Source organism: Bacteroides stercorirosoris, from assembly GCF_900142015.1.
Classification (GTDB): Bacteria; Bacteroidota; Bacteroidia; order Bacteroidales; family Bacteroidaceae; genus Bacteroides; species Bacteroides stercorirosoris.
In genome coordinates this window covers 1-22,747 of the sequence record NZ_FQZN01000016.1, presented here as the reverse complement: position 1 = coordinate 22,747, position 22,747 = coordinate 1, and the positions used below count along the sequence as shown (strand labels likewise).

At 39.8% G+C, this 22,747-nt stretch carries 20 protein-coding genes; 2 read left to right on the top strand and 18 right to left on the bottom strand.

Going from position 1 to position 22,747, the window contains the following annotated elements; all coding sequences use genetic code 11:
• Positions 1-20: 20 nt before the first annotated feature.
• On the bottom strand, positions 21-1,928 hold the full coding sequence (gene nuoF, locus BUC01_RS12910; protein ID WP_073313909.1) for an NADH-quinone oxidoreductase subunit NuoF: 1,908 nt from the start codon (positions 1,926-1,928) through the stop codon (positions 21-23).
• A gap of 179 nt (positions 1,929-2,107) precedes the next feature.
• On the opposite strand from nuoF, the gene BUC01_RS12905 reads away from it, so the two are divergent.
• Positions 2,108-3,994, top strand: coding sequence for an FISUMP domain-containing protein (locus BUC01_RS12905; RefSeq protein WP_073313907.1), 1,887 nt, complete (start codon positions 2,108-2,110; stop codon positions 3,992-3,994).
• A 12-nt stretch (positions 3,995-4,006) separates the two neighbouring features.
• Entirely contained in the window at positions 4,007-5,812 is a 1,806-nt protein-coding gene (locus BUC01_RS12900; protein ID WP_025830637.1) for a FimB/Mfa2 family fimbrial subunit, read from the top strand.
• Positions 5,813-5,911: 99 nt separating this feature from the next.
• Here the strand turns inward: BUC01_RS12900 and BUC01_RS12895 are convergent, their stop codons facing one another.
• The 17 genes from BUC01_RS12895 to BUC01_RS12815 all read right to left on the bottom strand — a co-directional run bounded on the left by BUC01_RS12895 (position 5,912) and on the right by BUC01_RS12815 (position 22,663).
• On the bottom strand, positions 5,912-6,217 hold the full coding sequence (locus BUC01_RS12895; protein ID WP_025830636.1) for a hypothetical protein: 306 nt from the start codon (positions 6,215-6,217) through the stop codon (positions 5,912-5,914).
• A gap of 194 nt (positions 6,218-6,411) precedes the next feature.
• Positions 6,412-7,578 (bottom strand): DegT/DnrJ/EryC1/StrS family aminotransferase, encoded by a 1,167-nt coding sequence (locus BUC01_RS12890; RefSeq protein ID WP_025830635.1) that lies wholly within the window; start codon positions 7,576-7,578, stop codon positions 6,412-6,414.
• 133 nt (positions 7,579-7,711) lie between these two features.
• Positions 7,712-8,350: an acetyltransferase gene (locus BUC01_RS12885; RefSeq protein WP_073313949.1), complete on the bottom strand. Its 639-nt coding sequence runs from the start codon at positions 8,348-8,350 to the stop codon at positions 7,712-7,714.
• 11 nt (positions 8,351-8,361) lie between these two features.
• The gene (locus BUC01_RS12880) at positions 8,362-8,970 is read right to left on the bottom strand and encodes a sugar transferase (protein ID WP_025830634.1); all 609 of its coding nucleotides are present in this window, start codon (positions 8,968-8,970) and stop codon (positions 8,362-8,364) included.
• 2 nt (positions 8,971-8,972) lie between these two features.
• Positions 8,973-10,175: a glycosyltransferase family 4 protein gene (locus BUC01_RS12875; RefSeq protein WP_025830633.1), complete on the bottom strand. Its 1,203-nt coding sequence runs from the start codon at positions 10,173-10,175 to the stop codon at positions 8,973-8,975.
• A gap of 10 nt (positions 10,176-10,185) precedes the next feature.
• A complete protein-coding gene (wecB, locus tag BUC01_RS12870; RefSeq protein WP_025830632.1) occupies positions 10,186-11,370 on the bottom strand; it encodes a non-hydrolyzing UDP-N-acetylglucosamine 2-epimerase in 1,185 nt (394 codons plus the stop codon).
• A gap of 4 nt (positions 11,371-11,374) precedes the next feature.
• Positions 11,375-12,523 carry a capsular polysaccharide biosynthesis protein CapF gene (locus BUC01_RS12865; RefSeq protein ID WP_025830631.1) on the bottom strand — a complete coding sequence of 383 codons (1,149 nt, stop codon included), beginning with the start codon at positions 12,521-12,523 and terminating at the stop codon, positions 11,375-11,377.
• 16 nt (positions 12,524-12,539) lie between these two features.
• Positions 12,540-13,613, bottom strand: coding sequence for a polysaccharide biosynthesis protein (locus BUC01_RS12860; RefSeq protein ID WP_025830630.1), 1,074 nt, complete (start codon positions 13,611-13,613; stop codon positions 12,540-12,542).
• Between the two features lie 138 nt (positions 13,614-13,751).
• On the bottom strand, positions 13,752-14,771 hold the full coding sequence (locus BUC01_RS12855; protein WP_073313905.1) for a glycosyltransferase: 1,020 nt from the start codon (positions 14,769-14,771) through the stop codon (positions 13,752-13,754).
• Complete coding sequence (locus BUC01_RS12850; protein ID WP_025830629.1) at positions 14,768-15,964, bottom strand: glycosyltransferase family 4 protein; 1,197 nt, start codon at positions 15,962-15,964, stop codon at positions 14,768-14,770. The genes BUC01_RS12855 and BUC01_RS12850 overlap by 4 nt, the downstream gene beginning before the upstream one ends.
• A 3-nt stretch (positions 15,965-15,967) precedes the next feature.
• Entirely contained in the window at positions 15,968-17,224 is a 1,257-nt protein-coding gene (locus BUC01_RS12845) for an oligosaccharide repeat unit polymerase (protein ID WP_073313903.1), read from the bottom strand.
• Positions 17,218-18,138, bottom strand: coding sequence for a glycosyltransferase family 2 protein (locus BUC01_RS12840; protein ID WP_051568883.1), 921 nt, complete (start codon positions 18,136-18,138; stop codon positions 17,218-17,220). Before BUC01_RS12840 ends, BUC01_RS12845 begins: the two co-directional genes overlap by 7 nt.
• Positions 18,139-18,326: 188 nt before the next feature.
• Positions 18,327-18,971 (bottom strand): PglD-related sugar-binding protein, encoded by a 645-nt coding sequence (locus BUC01_RS12835; protein ID WP_073313901.1) that lies wholly within the window; start codon positions 18,969-18,971, stop codon positions 18,327-18,329.
• Positions 18,964-20,076 (bottom strand): DegT/DnrJ/EryC1/StrS family aminotransferase, encoded by a 1,113-nt coding sequence (locus BUC01_RS12830; protein WP_025835967.1) that lies wholly within the window; start codon positions 20,074-20,076, stop codon positions 18,964-18,966. Before BUC01_RS12830 ends, BUC01_RS12835 begins: the two co-directional genes overlap by 8 nt.
• Before the next feature lie 29 nt (positions 20,077-20,105).
• Positions 20,106-21,551 (bottom strand): lipopolysaccharide biosynthesis protein, encoded by a 1,446-nt coding sequence (locus BUC01_RS12825; RefSeq protein ID WP_073313899.1) that lies wholly within the window; start codon positions 21,549-21,551, stop codon positions 20,106-20,108.
• A gap of 11 nt (positions 21,552-21,562) precedes the next feature.
• Positions 21,563-22,051, bottom strand: coding sequence for a UpxZ family transcription anti-terminator antagonist (locus BUC01_RS12820; RefSeq protein WP_073313897.1), 489 nt, complete (start codon positions 22,049-22,051; stop codon positions 21,563-21,565).
• Between the two features lie 75 nt (positions 22,052-22,126).
• Positions 22,127-22,663 carry a UpxY family transcription antiterminator gene (locus BUC01_RS12815; RefSeq protein ID WP_073313895.1) on the bottom strand — a complete coding sequence of 179 codons (537 nt, stop codon included), beginning with the start codon at positions 22,661-22,663 and terminating at the stop codon, positions 22,127-22,129.
• Positions 22,664-22,747: the final 84 nt, after the last annotated feature.

The following is a 22,747-nucleotide window of genomic DNA, read 5'->3' as shown; positions in this document are numbered from 1 at the left end:
TTTCTTTCAGTTTAGTTCCCTTAAACTACATTGATTGCTTTGAATTTACAGCGTGCCATACACATGCCGCACTTGATGCACTTGTCCGGATTGATGACATGCGGTTTGCGCACATCACCCAGAATAGCATCCGCCGGACAATGTTTAAAGCAAAGATGGCAGCCAATGCACAATTCCGGATTAATGGTATAAGTCAGTAATGATTTGCACTGCTTCGCCCGGCAGGTTTTATCCCTCACATGCTCCACGTATTCATCATAAAAGTTATTGAGCGTAGACAGTACCGGATTGGGTGAAGTCTGTCCCAGCCCGCACAAGGCAGTATCTTTTATCACCTTTCCCAATGTAGAGAGTGCATCCAGATCTTTCATCGTGCCTCGTCCTTCGGTTATCTTGTTCAGCAGTTCCAGCAGACGCTTGTTACCAATACGGCAGGGCGTACATTTTCCGCATGATTCTTCCACCGTAAAATCAAGATAGAAACGTGACACAGAAACCATGCAATCATCTTCATCCATTACAATCATACCACCGGATCCCATCATCGAGCCTTCCGCCAGCAAGTTATCAAAGTCAATTGGTGTGTCCAGGTGCTTTTCCGTCAGGCATCCTCCCGAAGGTCCACCCGTCTGCACAGCCTTGAATTTCTTTCCTCCCTTAATGCCACCGCCAATTTCATAAATCACCTCACGCAGTGTCGTACCCATCGGCACTTCTATCAAGCCGACGTTATTAATCTTACCGGCCAAGGCAAATACTTTTGTCCCTTTCGAACGTTCCGTGCCGATAGACGCGAACCATTCCGCACCTTTCGTCAGAATAATAGGAATATTGGCAAGCGTCTCCACATTGTTCACATTGGTCGGCTTGCCCAAATAACCGGCTTCGGCAGGGAAAGGAGGTTTCAAAGTTGGTTCACCGCGCTTCCCTTCCATAGAGTGGATCAGGGCAGTTTCCTCACCACATACGAATGCTCCCGCGCCGTAACGTATCTCAATATCAAAACTGAAATCCGTACCGAATATATTCTTTCCCAGCAGCCCGTATTCACGTGCCTGGGCAATAGCTATTTTCAATCTTTGTATGGCCAACGGATATTCCGCCCGGATATATACCAATCCTTTCGGAGAACCGATGGAATAACCGCAAACTGCCATTGCCTCAACAATGGAGTGCGGATCACCTTCCATGATGGAGCGGTCCATAAAGGCACCGGGGTCTCCTTCATCAGCATTACACACCACATATTTCATATCAGCCTGTTGCTTATGGGCAAACTCCCATTTCTTCCCTGTGGGGAAACCACCACCACCGCGTCCGCGAAGTCCGGAACGTTTTATCACGTCAATCACTTGCTCCGGCTTCTTATGGAGCAGACTATCTGCCAATGCCATATAACCATCCAGAGCAATGTATTCTTCAATGTTTTCCGGATCAATGAAACCGCAGTTACGCAGTGCTATACGCATCTGCTTCCGATAGAAGTCCATATGCTTGGAGTCACTGACGGTCTTCTCCGTCTTCGGATCGATGTAGAGCAGCCGTTCTATTTTCCGTCCCCCGATGATATGCTCGCCGACTATCTCGTCGGCATCATCAGGCACCACCTGGGTATAGAACGTGTTATCAGGGATAATCTTTACGATAGGTCCCTTTTCACAAAAGCCGAAACAACCGGTAGTGATAACGTCCACCTTGTCGGCAATATTATTTCTCTCGAGTGCTTGCTGAAGACGTTCAGCAATGATGTGGCTGTCGGATGCCTTGCAACCTGTACCACCACAGATCAGGATTTGCAGATGCCCGGTTCCCAATGCCAACCCACAGCATTGTGCCGTAACCGCCTCGTTGCTTTCTTCACGTAGCAAGAGCGCGCCTTCTGCCCTTTTCCTGATAATTTTCAGATCATGGATAGTTAGTACTTTCATTTTGTAATAGATTTGGGGTTGAGAACAAAGATACAAAAAGTGTTGAGATTACAAAAGGAAAGCAATAAAGATTATAGGAAGGTGAATTCCTCATATTGAAAAATTATATATTTTTGCACCCGCTTTCGGAAAAAGTCCGAAAGAAGTATCAATATTCAATATAACATTTTACAAAAAACATGAATCACCCTTACAAAAAGATCATCGTTTCCGCCCTGCTCGGAACGTTGTTTTTAGGCGCCTGCTCAGACGATGCACCGTCTGAGGGAGAAGGCAAACAACAAGCTTATTCATTAGTGGTAAAAGGTATTACGACTTCCGGTTCAGACTCTTCTGAGGAGCTACGGGATGTGTCTGTTTTCCAGTTCAGCGATGGCAACCTGTACAAAACGCAACAATTGACTCCCGAATCCAATGGCCAGTCCAGTATTTCCGCACTCAACGGATCACGGCTATACTTCCTCACCGGAGTGACACTTCCGGTTCAGGAAGGAAACATTACCGAAGAAGAATTCCGCAATATGACCATCGGCGAAGGACTGCACGAGAATTCAGCTCCTGACTTTATGGCTGCAGTTGTTGAATTAGAAAGTACTCCCCAAACACGCAGTGGTCAGGAAATTAACGTTGGCATGAAACGCGGTGTAGCCCGTATAGACCTGAATACCACAGCAGACAGCAAAACATTAATCAAAGAAGTAATCGTAGAGGATGCTCCGGCTGAAACATATCCGTTCATCGAAAACACTTCCGCATCAGATAAAACAGTAAGTTACTTAAAGAAATTTGAGCCTGCTTTCGGTGGAGAACAACAGGGAATATTCCGCATTTTCGAGAGTACACGTCCTGTAAATATCATCCTGCGGGGTACATACGATGAAATCCCCATCAGACTAAAAATGCAATTACCAAGTATAGAACGTAACAAAGTGTACGAACTGTCAGTACTCAATGCAGGTGCCACAGTAGAAGGAATCTTCGAAATCAAGCCTTGGGAAGAAGGCGAAACGATTATCGGGAAACCTGATACGGAGCATCGTATCCTGCTTAATGCTTCCCAATCTAAAATTCCGGAAGGAGTAACAGTAGATTATGAGAATAATATAGTAGAGGTACCCGCCACAGGAGTCAGTGACATGAAGCTGGCATTTGTTTCCGACACCCGGATTGACATATCAACTACTGAGGGTACTGATAGTGGCGTGAATCTCAGTGAAATGTCGGTATCTGAAGAAACAGAAGGCATAGTGTCGGCATTCAATGTATCAGTGGCCGCACAAGGCAGTGGCCGACTGGGCTATACAATTCTGGTACATTTAAAAAATGCTTTGCTGACCGGCTCTTATGATTATGTAGAAATTCGTGTGGCTCCGAGCGACAAGCAGATTGAAACAGTTGAAATGGGCGGTAGCACATGGATGGCGTTCAATGCACGCAGCCGGGATCTGGAAGACCAGGTATATCCTTTAGACGGTGCTACTGTTGAGGAGATGTACCATAATGGTTGGATCAGCAGTATCGGTGGGTTGTTCCAGTATGGACGGAAGTATATGTATATCCCCTGGCAAGGATATAGCCCCTCAAACAATCTGGGTAACCAGACTGCCGACGCACCCTGGCAAAACGATACCCATATGCCTTGTCCGGAAGGTTACCGTGTGCCAACCCGCAGCGAACTGAACTCTCTTCTCCCCAAAGGACAGGAAATTCCCGGCACTTACACAGCAGGAAACGGAGAAAAAATAACCGCTACACTCCACGTTGGCGAAGGAACCCTGACTACCCCGACCGGTGTAACAGGAACACAACACTATGTGAAATTTACTTCAGAAGATACCGGACGTTACCTTATCATCCCCTTGGCAGGCGGAAAAGGTGACAAGTCTACCACCAATAATCCCGCCTTCGGAAAAAGAGCCGTGTTATGGACAAGCGAACGTAACGGCTGTCCGGGTGGTTATGCATGGGCTTACTGGTTGCCGTTTGAAGGCAAGGAAACCACTGCCATCACCGAAAAACAATTGCAGATGGAAGCGTTCGCATCCTTACGTTGTGTAAAAAAATAAAGGAGGAATTCTATGAAGATTACAAAAATAATCCTATTATTTCTGGCATTGTTGCTGGCAAGCTGCTCAAACGAACTTGAGCAGGAATACGGTCTCATGCCACCTGCCTCCGGCCAGGTAACATTTCTTCTTGGATTGCACGAAGATGACACTTCTGCCATACGGACACGCAACGGTGAACCGGAACAGATTGCCCGCATGTGGTATGCCATTGCCAATGACCGGGGAGAAATACTCAAACCGTTGTATCAAAAGCTGGAAGCAGACTTCTCCAAACTGACCATTGAAGGATTGGAATATGGTGACTATACGGTTGTATTCCTAGCTACCACGAGTGCGGAATCAAATGCGACGATCAACGAACCTGAGCAATTGTCAGACGTCTGGCTGCTGAATAAGGTGGCAAAAGCCCCTCTTGACGATGTCTATTTTTACAAAAAAATAGAGCTGCATATTGGCAAGGAACAAGCTGCGGAATCGCAGACGGTGACATTGGAGCGATGTGTAGGTAGAGTTGATATAGACTTGAATGTCTCGTCCGATTATATGTGGCGTTTTATCCGCAAAATCGACATCACATTTGATGATGCTGAAGGAATATATACCGGTCTCAGTGCAAATGGCGAATACTCCGGTACGGAAGGTATTGAATCTTATGACATCACGGAGAGCCGTTCATTTTACTCATTGCCCAGTAAAGAGGCACTTTCCGGAGTTGTAACGATCGAGTCAGACCGCAGTGACGGCACATCGTTCGTACACAAATACCGCTTCAGCAATTGCAAAATCGAGGCAGGCCGTATATCCCACATCAGCATTGATTACCGGCATCCGGAAAGCCAGGACGGATTGCTTTATATCCGTGAAGAAGATTTCTCCCGCTTCCGGACTGACACTATGTTTTTAGCCAACGAGCCACGAGATATCTTCTATGACAGCAAGCACCGTTCCTTTTATGCAAACGCACCGTTACAAGTATCTATCTCGGATGAACATCAATTACTGGTTAAATTCTTCTCACCGGTTACTATCCATGATGTGACGATTCTATGTCGATTCAATAATATCAGTACTGAGTTCCTTGAATTGGCACATTTCGATGTAATCTATCCTTTCATGGAAGCCACTTTCCCATTGCCAGTTGTAGGTTCTGACCGCACATTCACCACCAGCAGCGGCAGAAAGATAGTGATACCTGCACAACCGGAACTTTCCGGTGACGATGTCACGCTTATTATCCGGACGGAAGATCCGTATATGAAGAAGATAGAACAGATAGACAGCCGGTGGTTCATCCGTTTCTCTGCTTATTCAGCCGATAACGGACACGCTTACTGGCGACACATGAATCCATTATTATGTCGTCACGGGGTAGCATTGGCTATCAATATGGCTTTCATGTTCTCTTCCGAAGAGTTTAACACAGAAATGAACAAATATGAAGGCAAACTGAAGGATAACGGAGGAAATGCCATCAATCTGGATGCATTACGCCAGAGAATCCGCAGTCATGGAGGACTCGTATTGGGGTGCGTATCAGGCGTCGGCGGTCTGGGAGGCGGCAACACTTACGGATTGGCGAACTACTGTTATACCGGAGTCTATTTTGATGCAACACCACTGGGATCCAATCCTCATAACTATCCCCGACAAGCTATGTTCCACGAATACGGGCATTGTTTAGGTTACAACCATAGCAGTACCATGACTTATGGCGACCAATGGACAGTACTCTGCGCCACAGTATTCGTAAACATGGGGCAAGAGGGTAAATTACCAATATGTTCAAAAGACATAATTGCCAATTTACCGATGTAAAAAGATACAAATAGTAAATAAAAGTAAAAAGGGAGGAAGCAGATATGAGTAAATCAAATTTCTGCCCCTCCCTTTTACTATGATATAAATAAAGACCTATTACTTCTGAACCTCTCCTTTTTCATTGAAAAGGACCGGATTCTCTGTACCGGCTGCATCCACCAATGTTACCTTGTAAGTCTTAGTCCCATCTTCAGCAACTTCAACGGCTGCCTCTTTGATGGTTGCTTCGGAGTAGTTTTCTTTGATGGCATCCAGAACAGCCTGCGGAAGTTCTTTTACATCAATCGGTTTAAACTCATTTATCATCGTTACGATTTCAACATCTGATACCATGTTGTTAGCAAATGCTACTGAAGTACCCAATCCCATTACCAATGCTACTGCTAAAAATAACTTTTTCATAATTCTAATTGTTTAAGTTAAACATTTCTTGTTAGCTCTCACATAATATAGTGCAAGACGCATGCCAAAGCTATAATCAAAGTCATATTTAACTATATATCAACCACTTGATGTAGCAATGAAAAAAAAGTATTTTTCTGTTCTGAGTATTTTTTCCACAATTATGTGGAAATCTGTCTACAATAAACTATAAGTTACTTCATGCAACAACCTTTTATTTGCTCTACAATATATGCCACATCTTCATCCGTTACCCAAGGACCGGCAGGAATACATAAACCCATATTAAACAAACGTTCAGAAACACCATTCACATAGCAAGGATTATGGGCATAAACAGGCTGAAGATGCATAGGCTTCCATAAAGGACGGGTCTCAATCCCTTGCTCATCCAGTTTACAGCGGACCTCATCATAATCAGTACCGGTCTTAGCCGGGTCTATCAAGATAGTAGACAGCCAGTAATTAGCGTTGAAACGATCATCAGGATTAGATTTCAACGTTATACCGTCCACACCTTCAAAAGCCTGCTCGTAAAGAGCATGTACATGGCGGTGATGCGCAATATGCTCATCCAATACGGTCATCTGACCACGACCGATACCTGCACAGATATTACTCATGCGATAATTGTAGCCGATCTTCTCATGCTGGTAATGAGGGAAAGGTTCACGAGCCTGCGTAGCGTAAAACATAGTCTGCTTCTTGGTGCTTTCATCAGGAACGATCAAAGCGCCGCCACCCGAAGTAGTGATCATCTTATTACCATTAAAAGACAACACGCCAAAGGTACCAAAAGTACCGCACTTCCGGCCCTTAAACTCAGAACCCAAAGCTTCCGCAGCATCCTCCAGCACAGGGATTTCATATTTAGCGGCTATCGCGCAAATCTCATCAATCCTGGCAGGCATACCGTAAAGATGAACAGGAAGAATCGCTTTAGGTTTCTTGCCTGTCTTCGCAATCCTATCCTTAATGGCTTCCTCCAGCAAAACGGGATCCATATTCCAGGTATCCTCCTCACTGTCAATAAACACGGGAGTTGCTCCCTGATAAGCAACAGGATTGGCTGACGCACAGAATGTAAACGACTGACAGATCACCTCATCACCAGCTCCTACCCCAAGTTGGATCAGTCCCAGATGTATGGCCGCCGTACCGGCAGATAAAGCAACCACATGCTTCCTATCATTGCCAATTGTCAATTCCCCATTGTCAATTAAAAAATCTTCCAAAGATTTTTCAAAGGCATTTACGTTGGGCCCCAAAGGAACAACCCAGTTCGTATCGAAAGCTTCCTTTATAAAAGCCTGTTCCTTGCCACTCATGTGAGCCAGGCAAAGATAAATTCTCTTGTCCATAAAATTATTATGATTAAAAAAGAAACACATCGAGAAGTAAAAAGAAAGTTATTTCTGCCTTATGTAATAAGGAATAAATAACCAACGCAACAACTTACCTAATTTCACAACAATCATTAGGAATGCAAAATATCTATTCCTTATATTTTAAAACCTTTGCAGGTATCCCTGCCATTACAGCATTTTGGGGTACATCTTTAATAACTACAGCACCGGCACCGACAAGACAATTTTCACCTAATTCGTGTACACCAGTCATTATAGTAGAACTAATGCCAATATATGCATATTTATTCGCAATAATTGATGCCCCAAAATTCACTCCTGTAGAAAGAAAAGTACCTTCGTGCAATATAGAATGATGAGCAACATTTACTCCCATACTTATCATTACAAAGTTTTCTATTTTTGTGTACGGCATGATATGAGCCCCCAAAAGAATATAAACACCTTTTCCTATTTCAACATTTGGAGATAAGCATACTGTAGAATGAATAAAATTAGGAACCTCATATCCCAGACTTAACGCACGTTTTAATATTTCAACTCGCAATTTATTATTTCCTAAAGGACAATAAACAGCTTCAACATCATATTCATCTTTTAAACAAACAAGAAAATCCAATTTCCCCAACACAGGAATGCCACATACCTTTTGGTTGATATACCTAGGATCATCATCCAAAAAACCTACAATTTCGACACCAGCTTCCTGAAGATAAGCCAGATAGACTTCTCCATAAGTGCCTGCACCAATAATAACACTTTTCATATTCATTTCCTTCAATTATGCCCATTAAAAGGCACAGTAGTAGCTTCTCCCTCTTTAGATATTCCTTCCCTAATAAAAACTTTTATGATTGTAATAAATACAATTTTCATATCTAAATAAAAAGAACAATGATCTACATACCAAACATCCAGTTCAAACTTTTTTGTCCAACTCAAATTATTTCTTCCATTAATCTGTGCCCAGCCAGTTATTCCTGGACGCACTTCATGGCGTCTCATTTGTTCTTTAGAATACAAAGGCAAATAATAAGTTCTTAAAGGGCGAGGGCCGATCAGAGCCATATCACCTTTCAATACATTGATTAATTGCGGCAATTCATCAATAGAAGTAGAACGAATAAATTTTCCTATTTTTGTCAAACGTTTCTCATCCGGCAATAAGTTGCCATCTTCATCACATTCATCAGTCATTGTTTTGAATTTGATGACTTTAAAAATCTTACCATGCCTTCCAGGACGTTCCTGAGTAAAAAAAGCACCGGCACCTTTATTGGCAAAATGCAACCAGATTGCCATAAAAAGTAATATCGGCCAAATAACTGCCAATACCAAAAACACTATTACAAAATCAATGAATCGCTTCAGAAAACAAGAATACATAATCATTCAAAATGCTTCATTATTATATCATAACTACAATTCACTGTATAATTAGTCTCTAAATATGAATATCCATTCTCTCCCATAATCCTAATCCGTTCTCTATCAGAAGCCATTAAGTCAACCATTTCCATGTAAGTTTCTATATTTCCACTTTCAGTCCATAAGCCAAAACCGTTGATTTTAGCTATTTCTCCTATATCCGTATTCCTGTCAGTAGCCATCAATACCGGTATTCTGTTTTTTAAATAAGAGAGCAAGCGAGACGGGAAATTAGGGATCGTGAAACGCCTGTCCAGAAATATCAAACCTATGTCACAAACTCTTACCAAACTGTCATATTCTTGTTTGGGAAGTGAAGATAACAAGCAAGCATTATGCGGTGCATTTGTATCAAACCACAATTTAATCTTCATAAATTCAGTACCACTACCCACTATGATAAAAAACGAGTTGTTCCTTTTTTCATTGGCCGCAAGTACCTCTATCAGAAAGTTAATACCTTGCGGGCGTCCCAAATTCCCCCCATAAATAAAAAGTATTTTATCTGTGGGAATATTCAATTTTTGAAATAAAATCTCTTTGGGGTAGGCTTGCTCTTCTTCCTTACAAAGTTCTATACTATTGGGACAAACCTCTACTCTACGGATATCAACCTCACGATTATGCCTCAATACATAATCTATGTTAGCCGGAGACATGCAACCGATATAATCTGACAACTGATATAGTCTTTTTTCCTTTTTACGGAACATCCTATAGAGAAGACCTCCTTTGGAGAACATACCCAAATCAACAGCATTCTGAGGAAATATATCCTTTAAAAGAAGATATGTCTTGGCATCCTTTTTCTTCAACGCTGCTATTACTTTATTGAAAGTAATCGGGGGAGTCGAATAAAGGACCAAACCAAATTTTACATTCCGCCAATACTTTTGAATTGCCTTCTGATATTGATACTCCAAGAGTAACGTACCAATTCCCTTTTCTATCAGATTAGTCTTCTGTATATTGAATGTCCATACTTTTAATATCTTCACATTTCCGCTATCCAGCATTTTAGTCGATTGATGAAAGCGCCGTTCTGCCGGTGTTACAATATATATTGTATGTCCATGACGAACAAATTCACGCATCAGATCCGTATAAATTCCTCTTTCCTCTATATCCGAAATGCGGGAAAGTGTCAAAAAAAGAATATTCATCTCCGAATAATCAGAATTTTCTCCAAACCATCTTATTCACCACTCCCGTATAGCTCTGAACCAACTTTACAACTTTAGTCGATACATTCTCATCGGTATAATTTGGTACAGGTAACCCATTGTCACCATTCTTATTCATCTCCACAGCCGTATCAACCGCCTGTAACAATGACTGTTCATCAATACCTGCCAAGATAAAACAGCCTTTATCCATCGCTTCCGGACGTTCCGTACTGGTACGGATACAGACTGCCGGGAAAGAGTGCCCCACAGAGGTAAAGAAAGAACTTTCCTCCGGCAGTGTTCCGCTATCCGATACCACAGCGTATGCATTCATCTGTAGACAGTTGTAATCGTGGAAACCGAGTGGCTCATGCTGAATCACCCGACTGTCAAGTTCAAATTCACTCGCCTCCAACCGTTTCTTACTACGAGGATGACAACTGTAAAGAATCGGCATGTCATATTTCTCCGCCATCGAATTTATTGCCTTAAAAAGCGACAAGAAATTCTTCTCTGTATCAATATTCTCTTCCCGATGGGCAGAAAGCAAGATGTATCGTCCTTTTTCCAAGTTCAGTCTTTTATGAATATCCGAAGATTTGATCTCTTCCAGATTCTCATGCAACACTTCAGCCATAGGAGAACCTGTCACGTATGTGCGCTCCTTTGCCACCCCCGAAGCATTCAGGTATCTGCGTGCATGTTCCGAGTAACAAAGGTTCATATCTGAAATAATATCCACTATCCTGCGATTGGTTTCTTCCGGCAGACACTCGTCAAAGCAACGGTTACCAGCCTCCATGTGGAAGATGGGGATATGAAGGCGTTTAGCACCTATCACACTCAGACAGGAATTAGTGTCACCCAATACCAATACAGCATCCGGCTTAACTTGCACCATCAGTTTATAGCTGGCATTGATAATATTCCCCATTGTGGCACCAAGATCATCCCCCACTGCATCCATATACACATCAGGATCTTTCAGCTTCAAATCATGGAAAAACACACCATTCAGATTATAATCATAATTTTGTCCGGTATGCGCCAGAATACAGTCAAAATACTTACGGCACTTGTTGATGACGGCCGCCAAACGGATAATTTCAGGCCGAGTGCCTACTATAATCAAGAGTTTCAGCTTACCATTCTCCTGAAACTTGATATCAGAATAATCCAATTTTATATCCATTGTTTTAAACTTTTTCAAAATAAGTATCCGGATGTTCCGGGTCAAAACATTCGTTGCACCACATAAAAGTCACTAAATCTTCCGTTTCAGAAAGGTTAACTATATTGTGTGTATATCCGGGAATCATCTCTACCGCCTCTATTTTTTCACCGCTCACTTCGAAGTTCACCACCTCTTCCGTTCCAATCTTTCGTAGCTGTATCAGCCCATGTCCGCTCACCACCACAAACTTTTCGTTCTTGGTATGATGCCAATGTTGTCCTTTCGTGATGCCCGGTTTGGAAATGTTCACCGAGAACTGTCCACGGTCGGCAGTACGAATAATTTCAGTAAAACTGCCACGATCGTCCACATTCATCTTCAAAGGATAACAGAATTTATCTTTTGGCAAATATGAAAGATAGGTAGAATAAAGTTTCTTCGTAAAAGCATCGCTCAAATCAGGTACCGCCAAAGTATCGGACATCTGCTTGAACGATTTTATCAGCTCCGCAATATCACCAAGAGTTATCGTATGCACCACAGGCACTGTACAATACTCCTCCACATAATGCTCTTTGCCCTTCAATGCTGAAATCAATTCGTCCACCACATCGTCTATATATACCAAGTTCATCACGACCGAAGGGTCATTAACCCGAATGGGTATATCATGAGCGATATTATTGCAGAATGTAGCCACTGCACTGTTATAGTTGGGACGACACCACTTACCGAAAACATTCGGGAAACGGTATACCAGCACCTTTGCACCCGTTTCTTTACTATAATCAAACAACAGCCGTTCTCCTGCACGTTTCGATTCACCGTAAGGATTGTCCTGGGCAGCCTGTATGGAAGATGATATCATCACCGGACACGTATTATTATATTTTTTCAGCGTATCAAGCAATGTGGAGGCAAAACCGAAATTTCCTTTCATAAACTCTGCCTCGTCCTTCGGGCGGTTGACACCTGCCAAATTGAACACAAAATCTGCTTGTTTGCAATAAATATCCAGTTCGGAAGGATCGCTATCCAAATCATACTCATAGACAGTCAGGCTTTCACCCGATATTCCATAATTACGGGCTTTCCCTTCTTGAATATTATGTAATTGCGATACTAAATTCCGGCCGACAAACCCTTGAGCACCGGTTACTAAAATTTTCATAAAACAATTCTATAACTTATTCACTCTTTATTTCCGTAGTTTTCACCTTCTCCTCCAGTCCGAGATCTTCGCGAATAAAGCGAAGTTTCAGAAGAAGTTTCTTCATACCTTCCACATCCAGGCGAGCGGTATTGTGGCTGTGGTAATCCTCTATCCGAGCAATATCCTCATTACCTTCCGTAAAGAATTTATCATAGTTCAAGTCACGGGTATCGCAAGGAATCCGATAATACTCACCCATATCAATGGCTTTAGACATCTCTTCACGGGTTACCAGAGTCTCATACAGCTTTTCACCGTGGCGTGTACCAATATTTTTCACTTCCGTATCGCCATATTCAGGTTTTAGCCGCGCATATGTTTCCTTCAAGGCCTGAGCCAAAACATCTAATGTGGCAGCCGGAGCCTTCTGAACAAACAAGTCTCCGTTGTGACCATGCTCAAATGCATAGATTACCAAATCCACAGCATCATCCAGCGTCATCATGAAACGGGTCATATTCGGATCTGTAATCGTAATCGGTTTACTGTTTTTAATTTGTTCCACCCACAGAGGAATCACAGAACCACGGCTTGCCATTACATTTCCGTAACGGGTGCAACAAATGGTAGTCCCTGCTTCATCACCCAAAGCACGACCTTTAGCAATAGCTACCTTTTCCATCATTGCTTTACTGATACCCATAGCATTGATGGGATAGGCGGCCTTGTCCGTACTAAGCACAACTACGTTTTTCACACCGTGAGCTATAGCAGATTCCAACACATTATCAGTACCAATCACATTGGTCTGTACGGCCTGCAATGGAAAGAACTCACAACTGGGCACCTGCTTCAAGGCAGCTGCGGAAAACACATAGTCCACGCCCACCATCGCTCCATCTACAGATTGACGGTCACGGACATTGCCAATATAGAATTTCACTTTAGGATTCTGCAAGTGATGACGCATGTCATCCTGTTTCTTTTCGTCTCTCGAAAAAATACGAATTTCCTTGATATCGCTGTCAAGAAAACGACGGAGTACGGCATTACCAAAAGAACCTGTACCTCCAGTAATCAACAAAACTTTGTTTTTAAATATTGACATAACACTTTATATTAACTTTAAAATTCATGCTCTATAGTAGTAATCGAGAAATAAGTGGTTACGTGAAAATGAGTTGGCGCTTAACAGAGTTGTTCACTACTTACCCCGCCACTACTTGACTATTACAAATCAAAAAAATTAGTTCAATTGATAATTTCGATTATTGTGTGTGATAATGGCCTCAAAATCCTCTTTTCTTCTCTGAATATCATAATATTTCAGATTCTCATCAGTTAAATTCATTGATTTCAAGGATGTTAACTTATTAATCAAATTTAACAACTCATTATCAAAGTCATTATCTATATCAAATAATAGTTGAGTCTTATAAATAGGATTATCCAAACCACCCTTTCCTGAATGGATTAAAACATTATTGGCACATAAAGCCTCTAACGCCGCCAACCCAAAACCTTCATATAATGAAAGTTGAAAATAATATTCGGAATGCTTCAAAAAGCTTATCTTCCTTTCTTCGGACACTTCTCCGGTCAATTCTACAGAATCATTCAAACCATATTTATCAATTATAGATTGAACAAAAGCTGTCCCCTCTCCTTTCCGCCCCATAATAATAAATCGGTAATCGGAAAATGCAGGAATCTTCTTTAACTCAGCAAAAATTCTCAAAGCTCTATCCACTCCCTTTCTCTTCACATTACCTTCTCCTCCCATCCATACAACTGTCGTAAACAGTTTATCTTTGTGAGCATCAGAAAAAAACTGCTTTGTATCTATCGCATGCTCACTATAACTTAATTTCTTTTTTGAAGAAAGTATTTGAGTGATATTCTTCAAATCAGATTGCGACACGACTATGCAAGAATTGGCAACCCAATAACAGAGTTTAAAAAACAACACTTGAATCCTATAGTTACGAGTAGAAGCATAATTTGCATCCAAAGCATCAACACCTCCAGTAAAATAAGTCTTTTTCCAAAAACATTTTGCCAATAATGCAGCAAAAAACGAGTATTTATAAAAGTAAGAAAATAGAATATCATATTTCCAAAACAAAAGACTATCCAATATCTTGTGAGATAATAAGACTTCATATCCCAAATCCTCCAGCAAAGCAATATCTATCTGATAAAATTTTTGAGTCTTGAGCAACTCAATAGATTTCACACTTGAATAAAATAAAACCCTTTTTCTCATTTTTGATCTGTACACAAAAAATTCATTAATCGCTTTGCCTGAATTTCAGAATTCTTATTCTTCAATATGAACAGTCTTGCATGTTTGCCAAATTCATCTAGTTCAGCCTGCTCTTTGCTTCCCCATTCTTTTAAAATAGCAGTAAATGTCTCCTGCGAATTATCTGGCATTAGCACCAAATGCTCCTCGTAATCAACAGGAAGTCCTGGTAGCTTATACATAACAGTCGGTGTACCCGAAGCCATGTATTCCATAGTCTTCGATGGGAAAGAATACTTTGTGTATTCCGCTCCACCTTTACGAGGATTAACCAATAATGTAGCTTCTCGTTGCATTTCAAAAATTCTTTTTTGCTCCACAAGTCCCCAATATTTTATACGAGAATCGCTTTTTACAGCATCTTCCACAAAAGCCTGATCTAAGCCCAATCCACATATCCACAATGAGAATTCTTCATCGTCAATCCTTTTAAAAGCTTCGATCAAATCACGAATGCCAAAACGAGCATCCAGTTTACCTGTATAGAGAATTGTTTTCTTCCTTTTCTTTTGAGAAGCGACTTCTATGGGGTTATACACACCTTCCAACAGACACCAAGGTCGAGTACCAACATTCAATTTATCTTTCATATACTCTGTAAGAATAATAAAAGAATCAACTTCGGGAACTAACGTATAAATCCGATTCGTAGTAACCTTGCCATACACCCTATAAAGAAAAGATGTATTATCTCCAAAATATTCAGGCAAATCCAAAACGATACAACTTACTTTCACGTTAGGATACCTATGTTTTAAATCAATGGCAGCCTTTAAATAGGGGTAAATCATAGAATAAACCAATATCATTACTTTTTCTCCGTTGTGTGAGTCCAACCATTTAGAAGCTTCCTTAATAATGGAATGATAAATACTATATTTCTTTAGATAAGTAAAATTAAGGAAAGCCCCGTTTACGCCTTTCATCGAAGCATATTCAAATTCAGATCGAGGGAAAAAAAGATTGGAACAACGCATTGGAAAGCTTCCAATATCTGGAACATTCACTATATAATCAAGTTTGTTTTCCAACTCTTTAAAACCTTGTAAAAGGGCTTTTTGAAAAGTTGTTGTGCTAATCGTTATGCGAGTTCGACTACCGATTAGGCGCTCTGTTGACGGTTCACAAAAGCAACCAATATATAATAATTTCATATTTTACAATTTAATAGTTACAGATGAGCCTATGGATGAAAACAATGCCAATAAAAAAATGAGTAATACACTCAGATGAGCAATATTATGATAATAAGTCAAATAAAAAACCCCTTGGCTATATACTGTAAAAAATACAGTGTAAACTAGTACAAAAGGAAAAGATAAAACTCCTTTTTTCTTTTCCTTAAATGAATATTTATATACAAACAACAATATTAATCCAAATATTAATAAAAACAGTGAGCCAATGCTTGTATAAATTGAAGAAATAAATGTCTTAAATATCCACGGTACAATATCATAATTATACAGCAAACTATCAACTTGGTTTTTATAATTAAGATCTACATCCTTTACCAAAGGCAAGAATAAAGATTGACCTCCATCAGAAATCATATTAGGAATATAATAGTATTCTGCAAAATTAATTGGTCCCTGCCCTATATACGATAACAATGATTCAAAAAGCTGCATAGCATCCTCATTTGCAACTAAAAATCTTCCCACAGAAATAATTAAAAAGAAGAAAAGAAAAAAAGAAAATATAACAACTGTAATTTTTTTCAGTGTTTTTAATATTCCACTATGCAAATATTTACGAAACAACAAAAATGAAAAAATAAAAGAAAAAATCCAAAAGACAATTCCATCCCTTCCCATAAAAGCAAGAACAAAAACAGGATATGACAGACTAGAAAATAAAATTACCCAAGAAAAAAAACGTATCTTTTTATCTATGATTAAATTAATAAAAAAAAGAGTTAGTTGAAGGTTATATAAAAAAGCAAATAATTTGGCTAAGCCATTTTTTATACTAGGTTCTATAAACGGATGATTTCCAGTTGTTACCATAGATCGAACATTTGCGATATCAGCTATATCAACAGCAATCATTTTATAAGCAACAGGCAAATAAAAAACAATTGAATATAGAGAACATACTGAAAGTATAACAGAAATACATTTTATTATTTTTTTACTCGGAATTCTAAGATATTCAAAATTAGAATCATTAATTTCAATAAATGGGTATAAATATAACCAAAGAGATACTGTCAAAAATAAATATCCAAAAGAATAGTTATCTATTTTAGGATTCTTCTGTTGAAACTCCAAAATAATAAGCAATACTGAACATAAAAAAGACAACGTATAAATAGATATTAAGAAGGTTGATGAAGTAAAACCTTTCTTTTTTATCATTCTCAATAATACAGTCCACCAAAAAGCAAATGTCAGAACAGCACTAACTAACATTTTCTACGAATTTTATTTAAGAGTTTCTTGTAGAATATAGGAGTAAACAATAGGCGAAGTATTTTGCGATTGTCCTTACATTCTTGAAAAACAATTTCTTCTTTTAAAGAAGATATTTTACTTTCAATCTCCATAGCAAACATTCCGCCTGTTCCTCGTAAAAAACTTTCCAGTAAAATTAGCCTTTGTTCCAACATAAATATATTTTTTCCTTTATACAAGGCAGATGCACTATAACCAACATAACTAATTCTATAAACAGACATTATATCACTAATTAAGTATATCTTTCCTTTTAACAAAGTTCTTAAAATTAAAGAATAATCACCACTATATATCACCGCCAGCCAAGAAGGATATTCCTTAGCTACTTCTGACAATACTAATATAGACGCAGTCGGAATCTTCCAAGCATGAATAGCATCATGTACCGGCAGTTCTCCACTATAAGAAGTTTTATTAAAAAGGCAAACATCATTCTTTTGTTGATAAAAAACAAAAGCATTATGAGCACACATACTATACTCCGGATTACTTTCCAAGAAATCCACTTGCTTTTGCAACTTTAATGGATCAATCCAATAATCATCACCTTCACACATCGCTACATATTTCCCATGAATATGTTCACTCATTATGCGTTGTATAGAACCATCGAGTTTTGAATATTGATTTTCGGTCTCAAAAATAGGCTTTATAATATCCGGATATTTTTCTGCATACTCACGTATTATCTTCGCTGTTTCATCAGTTGAAGCATCGTCATGCACAATAGCCTCAAAACGAAAATTAGTTTTCTGCATTATAAAACCTTCAAGGCATTGACGAATATAAGGCTCATGATTGTACGTGATACACCGAATGGTGACCATCAATGGTCGCTCTTCTTTGTTTATTTCCACTTTTTCATCCATCTATTTTTACATTTATATTTGTGAGTATAACAATACAAATTCTCAACTCCATTCAAAGCATAAAAAAATCAGAAACTAAATTAAAGAATTTATCATCCAGGAAAACATGAAGTATTTTTATTTTTTCGGCAGTTTACAGAATTATTTAAAGTGAAATAAATTATCAAGTAAAACCCTTAATATTTATATTATGACTTCACTCTAATAATTCTCGCAGGAGCCCCTGCAACAACAGTATTTTTTTCTACAGAATGAGTCACTAAGGCACCAGCACCTACATAAGCATTATAACCAATCGTATCAACTTTTCCACTTATTATATTAGCACCAATACCAATAAAAGCAAAATCTGCAATAGTTACATAGGCACCTATCATGGCTCCAAATGCAATATAGCAATGATTACCGATCGTTGTAGAATGGGATATTGATACATTATACGACAGAACTGAGTTATCTCCTATGATAACATCTGGATGTACAACAGTATTTATATGAATGACTACTCCATTACCTAATTGTGCAAATCTAGAAACTTGAGCTGTTGGATGAATGAGAGAAGGTACTCTCCCCCCCTTCTGCAATATTTTGTCAAACAATTGTGAACGAATAGCATTATCTCCTTGACTCAAGGCTAAATTCATTCCGACTAAAGAGGGTAGTGAAAACAAATCGTCAAAAGAGCCCAACACTCTATATCCATGTTCTATATCACCAGTTCTGTCACCATTATAGTGATATAATCCCTTAATTTCATACCCACAAGCTTCTGCCAAATCGATGTAAACGGAAGTATTATGTCCTACTCCTAATATATAAATTTCTTTATTCATCTACAATACATTTAATTACTCTATTTATTTCTTCCTCACTCAATGTATGATACATCGGCAAACATATCACACTATCTGCTACTTTATGTGATACCAGCAAATTCTCAAGCTTGGCAGATTCCAATCCTCTATATGTAGAAAACTCACTAATTAACGGGTAAAAGTATCTACGCCCTAACACGTTTTGCTCTTTCATCTTGAAATAAAGTTCATCACGTGTCATGCCATATTTCTCGGTATCTACAAAAATGGGGAAATAAGAATAATTATGACGGACACCCGGCATATCTTCCATAAAACTGATACCCTCCACATCCTTTAAAACTTTTCGATATTTAATGGCTGTCTGACGACGTGCCTCAATAGCGGAGTCCACCTGCTTCAAATTAAGTAAACCATAAGCTGCACGTATCTCATCTACCTTACCATTAATACCCGGAGCAACAATCTCGGTCTCTCCCGCAAAACCAAAATTCTTCAAGTAGTCAATACGTCTCTTTATTTTTTCATCATGACAAATCAAAGCACCACCCTCAATTGTGTTATAGACCTTCGTAGCGTGAAAACTCAATGTTGACATATCGCCGGCATTCAATATTGATCGTCCATTTATTTCCACACCAAAGGCGTGAGCAGCATCATAAATTACCTTTAAACCATATTTATCGGCTATTTCCTGAATACGTTCCGTATCGCAAGGTTTACCATAGACATGCACAGGCATGATGGCGGTAGTCTTAGGAGTAATAGCGGCTTCTATCTTATCAGGATCAATATTACAAGTATCAGGGTCAATATCCACAAACACAGGTTTGATGCCATTCCACCACAAGGAATGAGTAGTAGCAACAAAACTGTAGGGAGTGGTTATCACTTCACCTGTGATACGCAATGCCTGCAAAGCACACATTAGAGGTAATGTACCATTAGTAAAGAGACTGATATAAGGTACTTTTAAATATTCACATAACGCCTTCTCTAGCTCCTGATGATAATGACCGTTATTGGTCAACCACTTGCGATTCCATATATCCTGCAAATAAGGAATGAAATCATCCAATGAAGGAAGTAATGGGGAAGTAACTGTAATTACTTTATTTTCCATTTTTACTACAATAAATATATATTTAATTTTTATCTACGCTTCAATACAGAAAGCACCAACTGCTTGACTTCAAGATACTCGTCAAGATGCAACTTTTCATATATAAACAGCGCCAACAAGATTCCGGCAAAAAGCTGAATGGGCAACAGAGCGTAAACAGAAATATTCCAGAAAGAAACACTCCACATAAATGCCGCCACCACAAAAGAAATCAGAAAAGTGGGTAATATGTCTTTTAGCTGTTCACCTGTAGGATAGTTTATCAAATTAGCCGAATAATAACTATTCAAAAAATAAGCGATAAAAGAAGTCAAGACACTACCCCACAACATGTATTCAATTCCATAAGCAATACCCACAACGATAGGCCCCACAGCTATAATTTTCTTTATGATTTCCAGTTTCAGAAACAAATCCGAACGCCCTTTTACTTGCAGGATATTCAAGTTGATGGCATGAAGCGGATAGAGTATACCGCTGAAACAGATGATTTGCAAGAAGTAAACGGCAGGCAACCATTTTTCACCTATCAAAATCAGAATCAATGGTTTCGCAACCGCAGCCAATCCCAACATACAGGCAAAAGTTATCAGCATGGTAATCTTGATCACTTTCCGGTACGCCTCCCGCAAGCGTTCCGGCTCTTCCTGTATGGAACTTAAAACCGGATAACTGACTCGCTGAACAACAGAGGTAAGATTACTGGAAAATATCATATTGAACTGCTCTGCACGAGTATATTGCCCCAACTGAGCAGAAGTATAGAAACGTCCGATTACAATGTAGTAGATATTTTTATAGATAGTATCCAGTAATCCTGAAAGCAACAATTTGGAACCAAAGCCAAACAATTCCTTAAAACTCTTCATAGAAAATTCCCATACCGGATGCCATTTGCTATATACCCATAAAAACAAAGTATTCAAAAATTGACGGAAAAGCTGTTGACCGACTAGACTCCATACTCCCATTCCTCCCAGTGCCATTCCTATTCCAATTACTCCACTGCTAATAGAAGATATCAAAGAAACTTTGGTTTGCGTCTTGAAATCCACATTTCTTACAAACTGGGTACGGGGAATAATGGCAAGTGCATTGATTATCAGCACCCAGCCTATGATCCTTATAACTGCCAGCAAAACAGGCTCCTTAAAGAATACACTGATTGTAGGGGCAGCTAAATATAGTAGTGCATAAATAAGAATACTGACTGTCAGATTAAAATAGAAAACAGTGCTATAATCAACTCGTTCTATACGTGTCTTTCGTATCAGTGCATTAGAGAAACCACTGTCTATAATGGAGTTAGAAATTGCTATAAAAATAGCAATCATAGCCATGATACCATATTCTTCGGGAGTCAATAAACGGGCTAGTACAAGTCCCACCAAAAAAGTGATGCCGGAATTGGATATATTATCAATGAAGCTCCACCCAACACCATGAATGGTTTTATGTCTTAAAGAATCCGCCAATTGTATTATTCTTATTCGTCAATATACTCCCAAGGATAGGAATTATCTACCACATTCTGAAACTCTTCAATAGCTTCTTGTTGTTCAACAGTGAGTAATGTGGAATCCCAGGAAGCAATGATAGTACGACCTTCATCCGCCAAAGGCTCATCAAACACCTCGCCATAACAGGCAGTGAGCAGACGGAGTTTCAGCAACGAAGCGGGAAGAACCTCAAGAATGTCCCAACAACGATCTAACACCTCCTGAACATGCCGCTGCTTCTCACCGTGATCTACGAACGAGGCACTATAGCCCATCAGAAGAGCGAGACAAACGTTCGCCTGTTCTTCCACTGTGGAACCTTTGGCACCGGAATTATACAAAGCAGTAGTCAGGCGATAAACTTCACCGTTACGGCGGGAAAGGTCGTCGCTATAAACCGGATTCCCGTCCATACCTAAATACATCAGATCGTGCGCTGCACGCTGAAGAGCAAGTGTTTCTTCAGAAAGAGACATAGTTATTTTTATTTATGATTTCAGATTTATGATTTATCAACTGTCAACGAGCAATCATTGATTATCAACAGCCAATTATTTGATTACTTCGATCAGGTCCGGATGGATGGTGGCCATGGCTACGGCAATGACACCTTGTATCTCGACAACCACACGGCGGTCACGGGCACCCTTCACCTTCAGGAAAACACCCTCCTGTCCCGCAAAGTCACCACCGATGACACGGACTTTCGTGCCCTTGGACAAATTCAGCTCATCAGGTTGGAAGTACATGAGATGGTCATTGTAAGTACCGGCTACAGCAATAAAACGTTGCATTTCACTGTCGGAGATAATAATCTTCTGACCGCTACGGGTATCCGTAATGTATTGCAAATAGCTTACCTGTGATTTGATGCGCTTCACATCCGAAGGACGGGCATGAACAAAAAGCAGGTTGTGGACAACAGGAACCAGAACCCGGACTTTCTTACCTTTCTTTATGCTGATCTTGTATTGCATGGGAATGAAACAACCCATTTTTTCCTTTTCAAGAAGACGCATAGCATCAGGCTCTCTACGGTACGTGGCACGCATGGCGTACCATATTTCAGACTCTTTTTCCGTTTCCATTCTATGTCCTGTTCAGAAAAGGGTGTTCCTCCGGGGCTTTGACACCCTTGCATACACCTGAGTTTCAATCAATTGCGAACACTT

Coding starts and splice junctions, on each gene's coding strand:
- nuoF (WP_073313909.1), bottom strand. CDS start 1,928: ATGAAAGTACTAACTATCCATGATCTGAAAATTATCAGGAAAAGGGCA.
- BUC01_RS12905 (WP_073313907.1), top strand. CDS start 2,108: ATGAATCACCCTTACAAAAAGATCATCGTTTCCGCCCTGCTCGGAACG.
- BUC01_RS12900 (WP_025830637.1), top strand. CDS start 4,007: ATGAAGATTACAAAAATAATCCTATTATTTCTGGCATTGTTGCTGGCA.
- BUC01_RS12895 (WP_025830636.1), bottom strand. CDS start 6,217: ATGAAAAAGTTATTTTTAGCAGTAGCATTGGTAATGGGATTGGGTACT.
- BUC01_RS12890 (WP_025830635.1), bottom strand. CDS start 7,578: ATGGACAAGAGAATTTATCTTTGCCTGGCTCACATGAGTGGCAAGGAA.
- BUC01_RS12885 (WP_073313949.1), bottom strand. CDS start 8,350: ATGAAAAGTGTTATTATTGGTGCAGGCACTTATGGAGAAGTCTATCTG.
- BUC01_RS12880 (WP_025830634.1), bottom strand. CDS start 8,970: ATGTATTCTTGTTTTCTGAAGCGATTCATTGATTTTGTAATAGTGTTT.
- BUC01_RS12875 (WP_025830633.1), bottom strand. CDS start 10,175: ATGAATATTCTTTTTTTGACACTTTCCCGCATTTCGGATATAGAGGAA.
- wecB (WP_025830632.1), bottom strand. CDS start 11,370: ATGGATATAAAATTGGATTATTCTGATATCAAGTTTCAGGAGAATGGT.
- BUC01_RS12865 (WP_025830631.1), bottom strand. CDS start 12,523: ATGAAAATTTTAGTAACCGGTGCTCAAGGGTTTGTCGGCCGGAATTTA.
- BUC01_RS12860 (WP_025830630.1), bottom strand. CDS start 13,613: ATGTCAATATTTAAAAACAAAGTTTTGTTGATTACTGGAGGTACAGGT.
- BUC01_RS12855 (WP_073313905.1), bottom strand. CDS start 14,771: ATGAGAAAAAGGGTTTTATTTTATTCAAGTGTGAAATCTATTGAGTTG.
- BUC01_RS12850 (WP_025830629.1), bottom strand. CDS start 15,964: ATGAAATTATTATATATTGGTTGCTTTTGTGAACCGTCAACAGAGCGC.
- BUC01_RS12845 (WP_073313903.1), bottom strand. CDS start 17,224: ATGTTAGTTAGTGCTGTTCTGACATTTGCTTTTTGGTGGACTGTATTA.
- BUC01_RS12840 (WP_051568883.1), bottom strand. CDS start 18,138: ATGGATGAAAAAGTGGAAATAAACAAAGAAGAGCGACCATTGATGGTC.
- BUC01_RS12835 (WP_073313901.1), bottom strand. CDS start 18,971: ATGAATAAAGAAATTTATATATTAGGAGTAGGACATAATACTTCCGTT.
- BUC01_RS12830 (WP_025835967.1), bottom strand. CDS start 20,076: ATGGAAAATAAAGTAATTACAGTTACTTCCCCATTACTTCCTTCATTG.
- BUC01_RS12820 (WP_073313897.1), bottom strand. CDS start 22,051: ATGTCTCTTTCTGAAGAAACACTTGCTCTTCAGCGTGCAGCGCACGAT.
- BUC01_RS12815 (WP_073313895.1), bottom strand. CDS start 22,663: ATGGAAACGGAAAAAGAGTCTGAAATATGGTACGCCATGCGTGCCACG.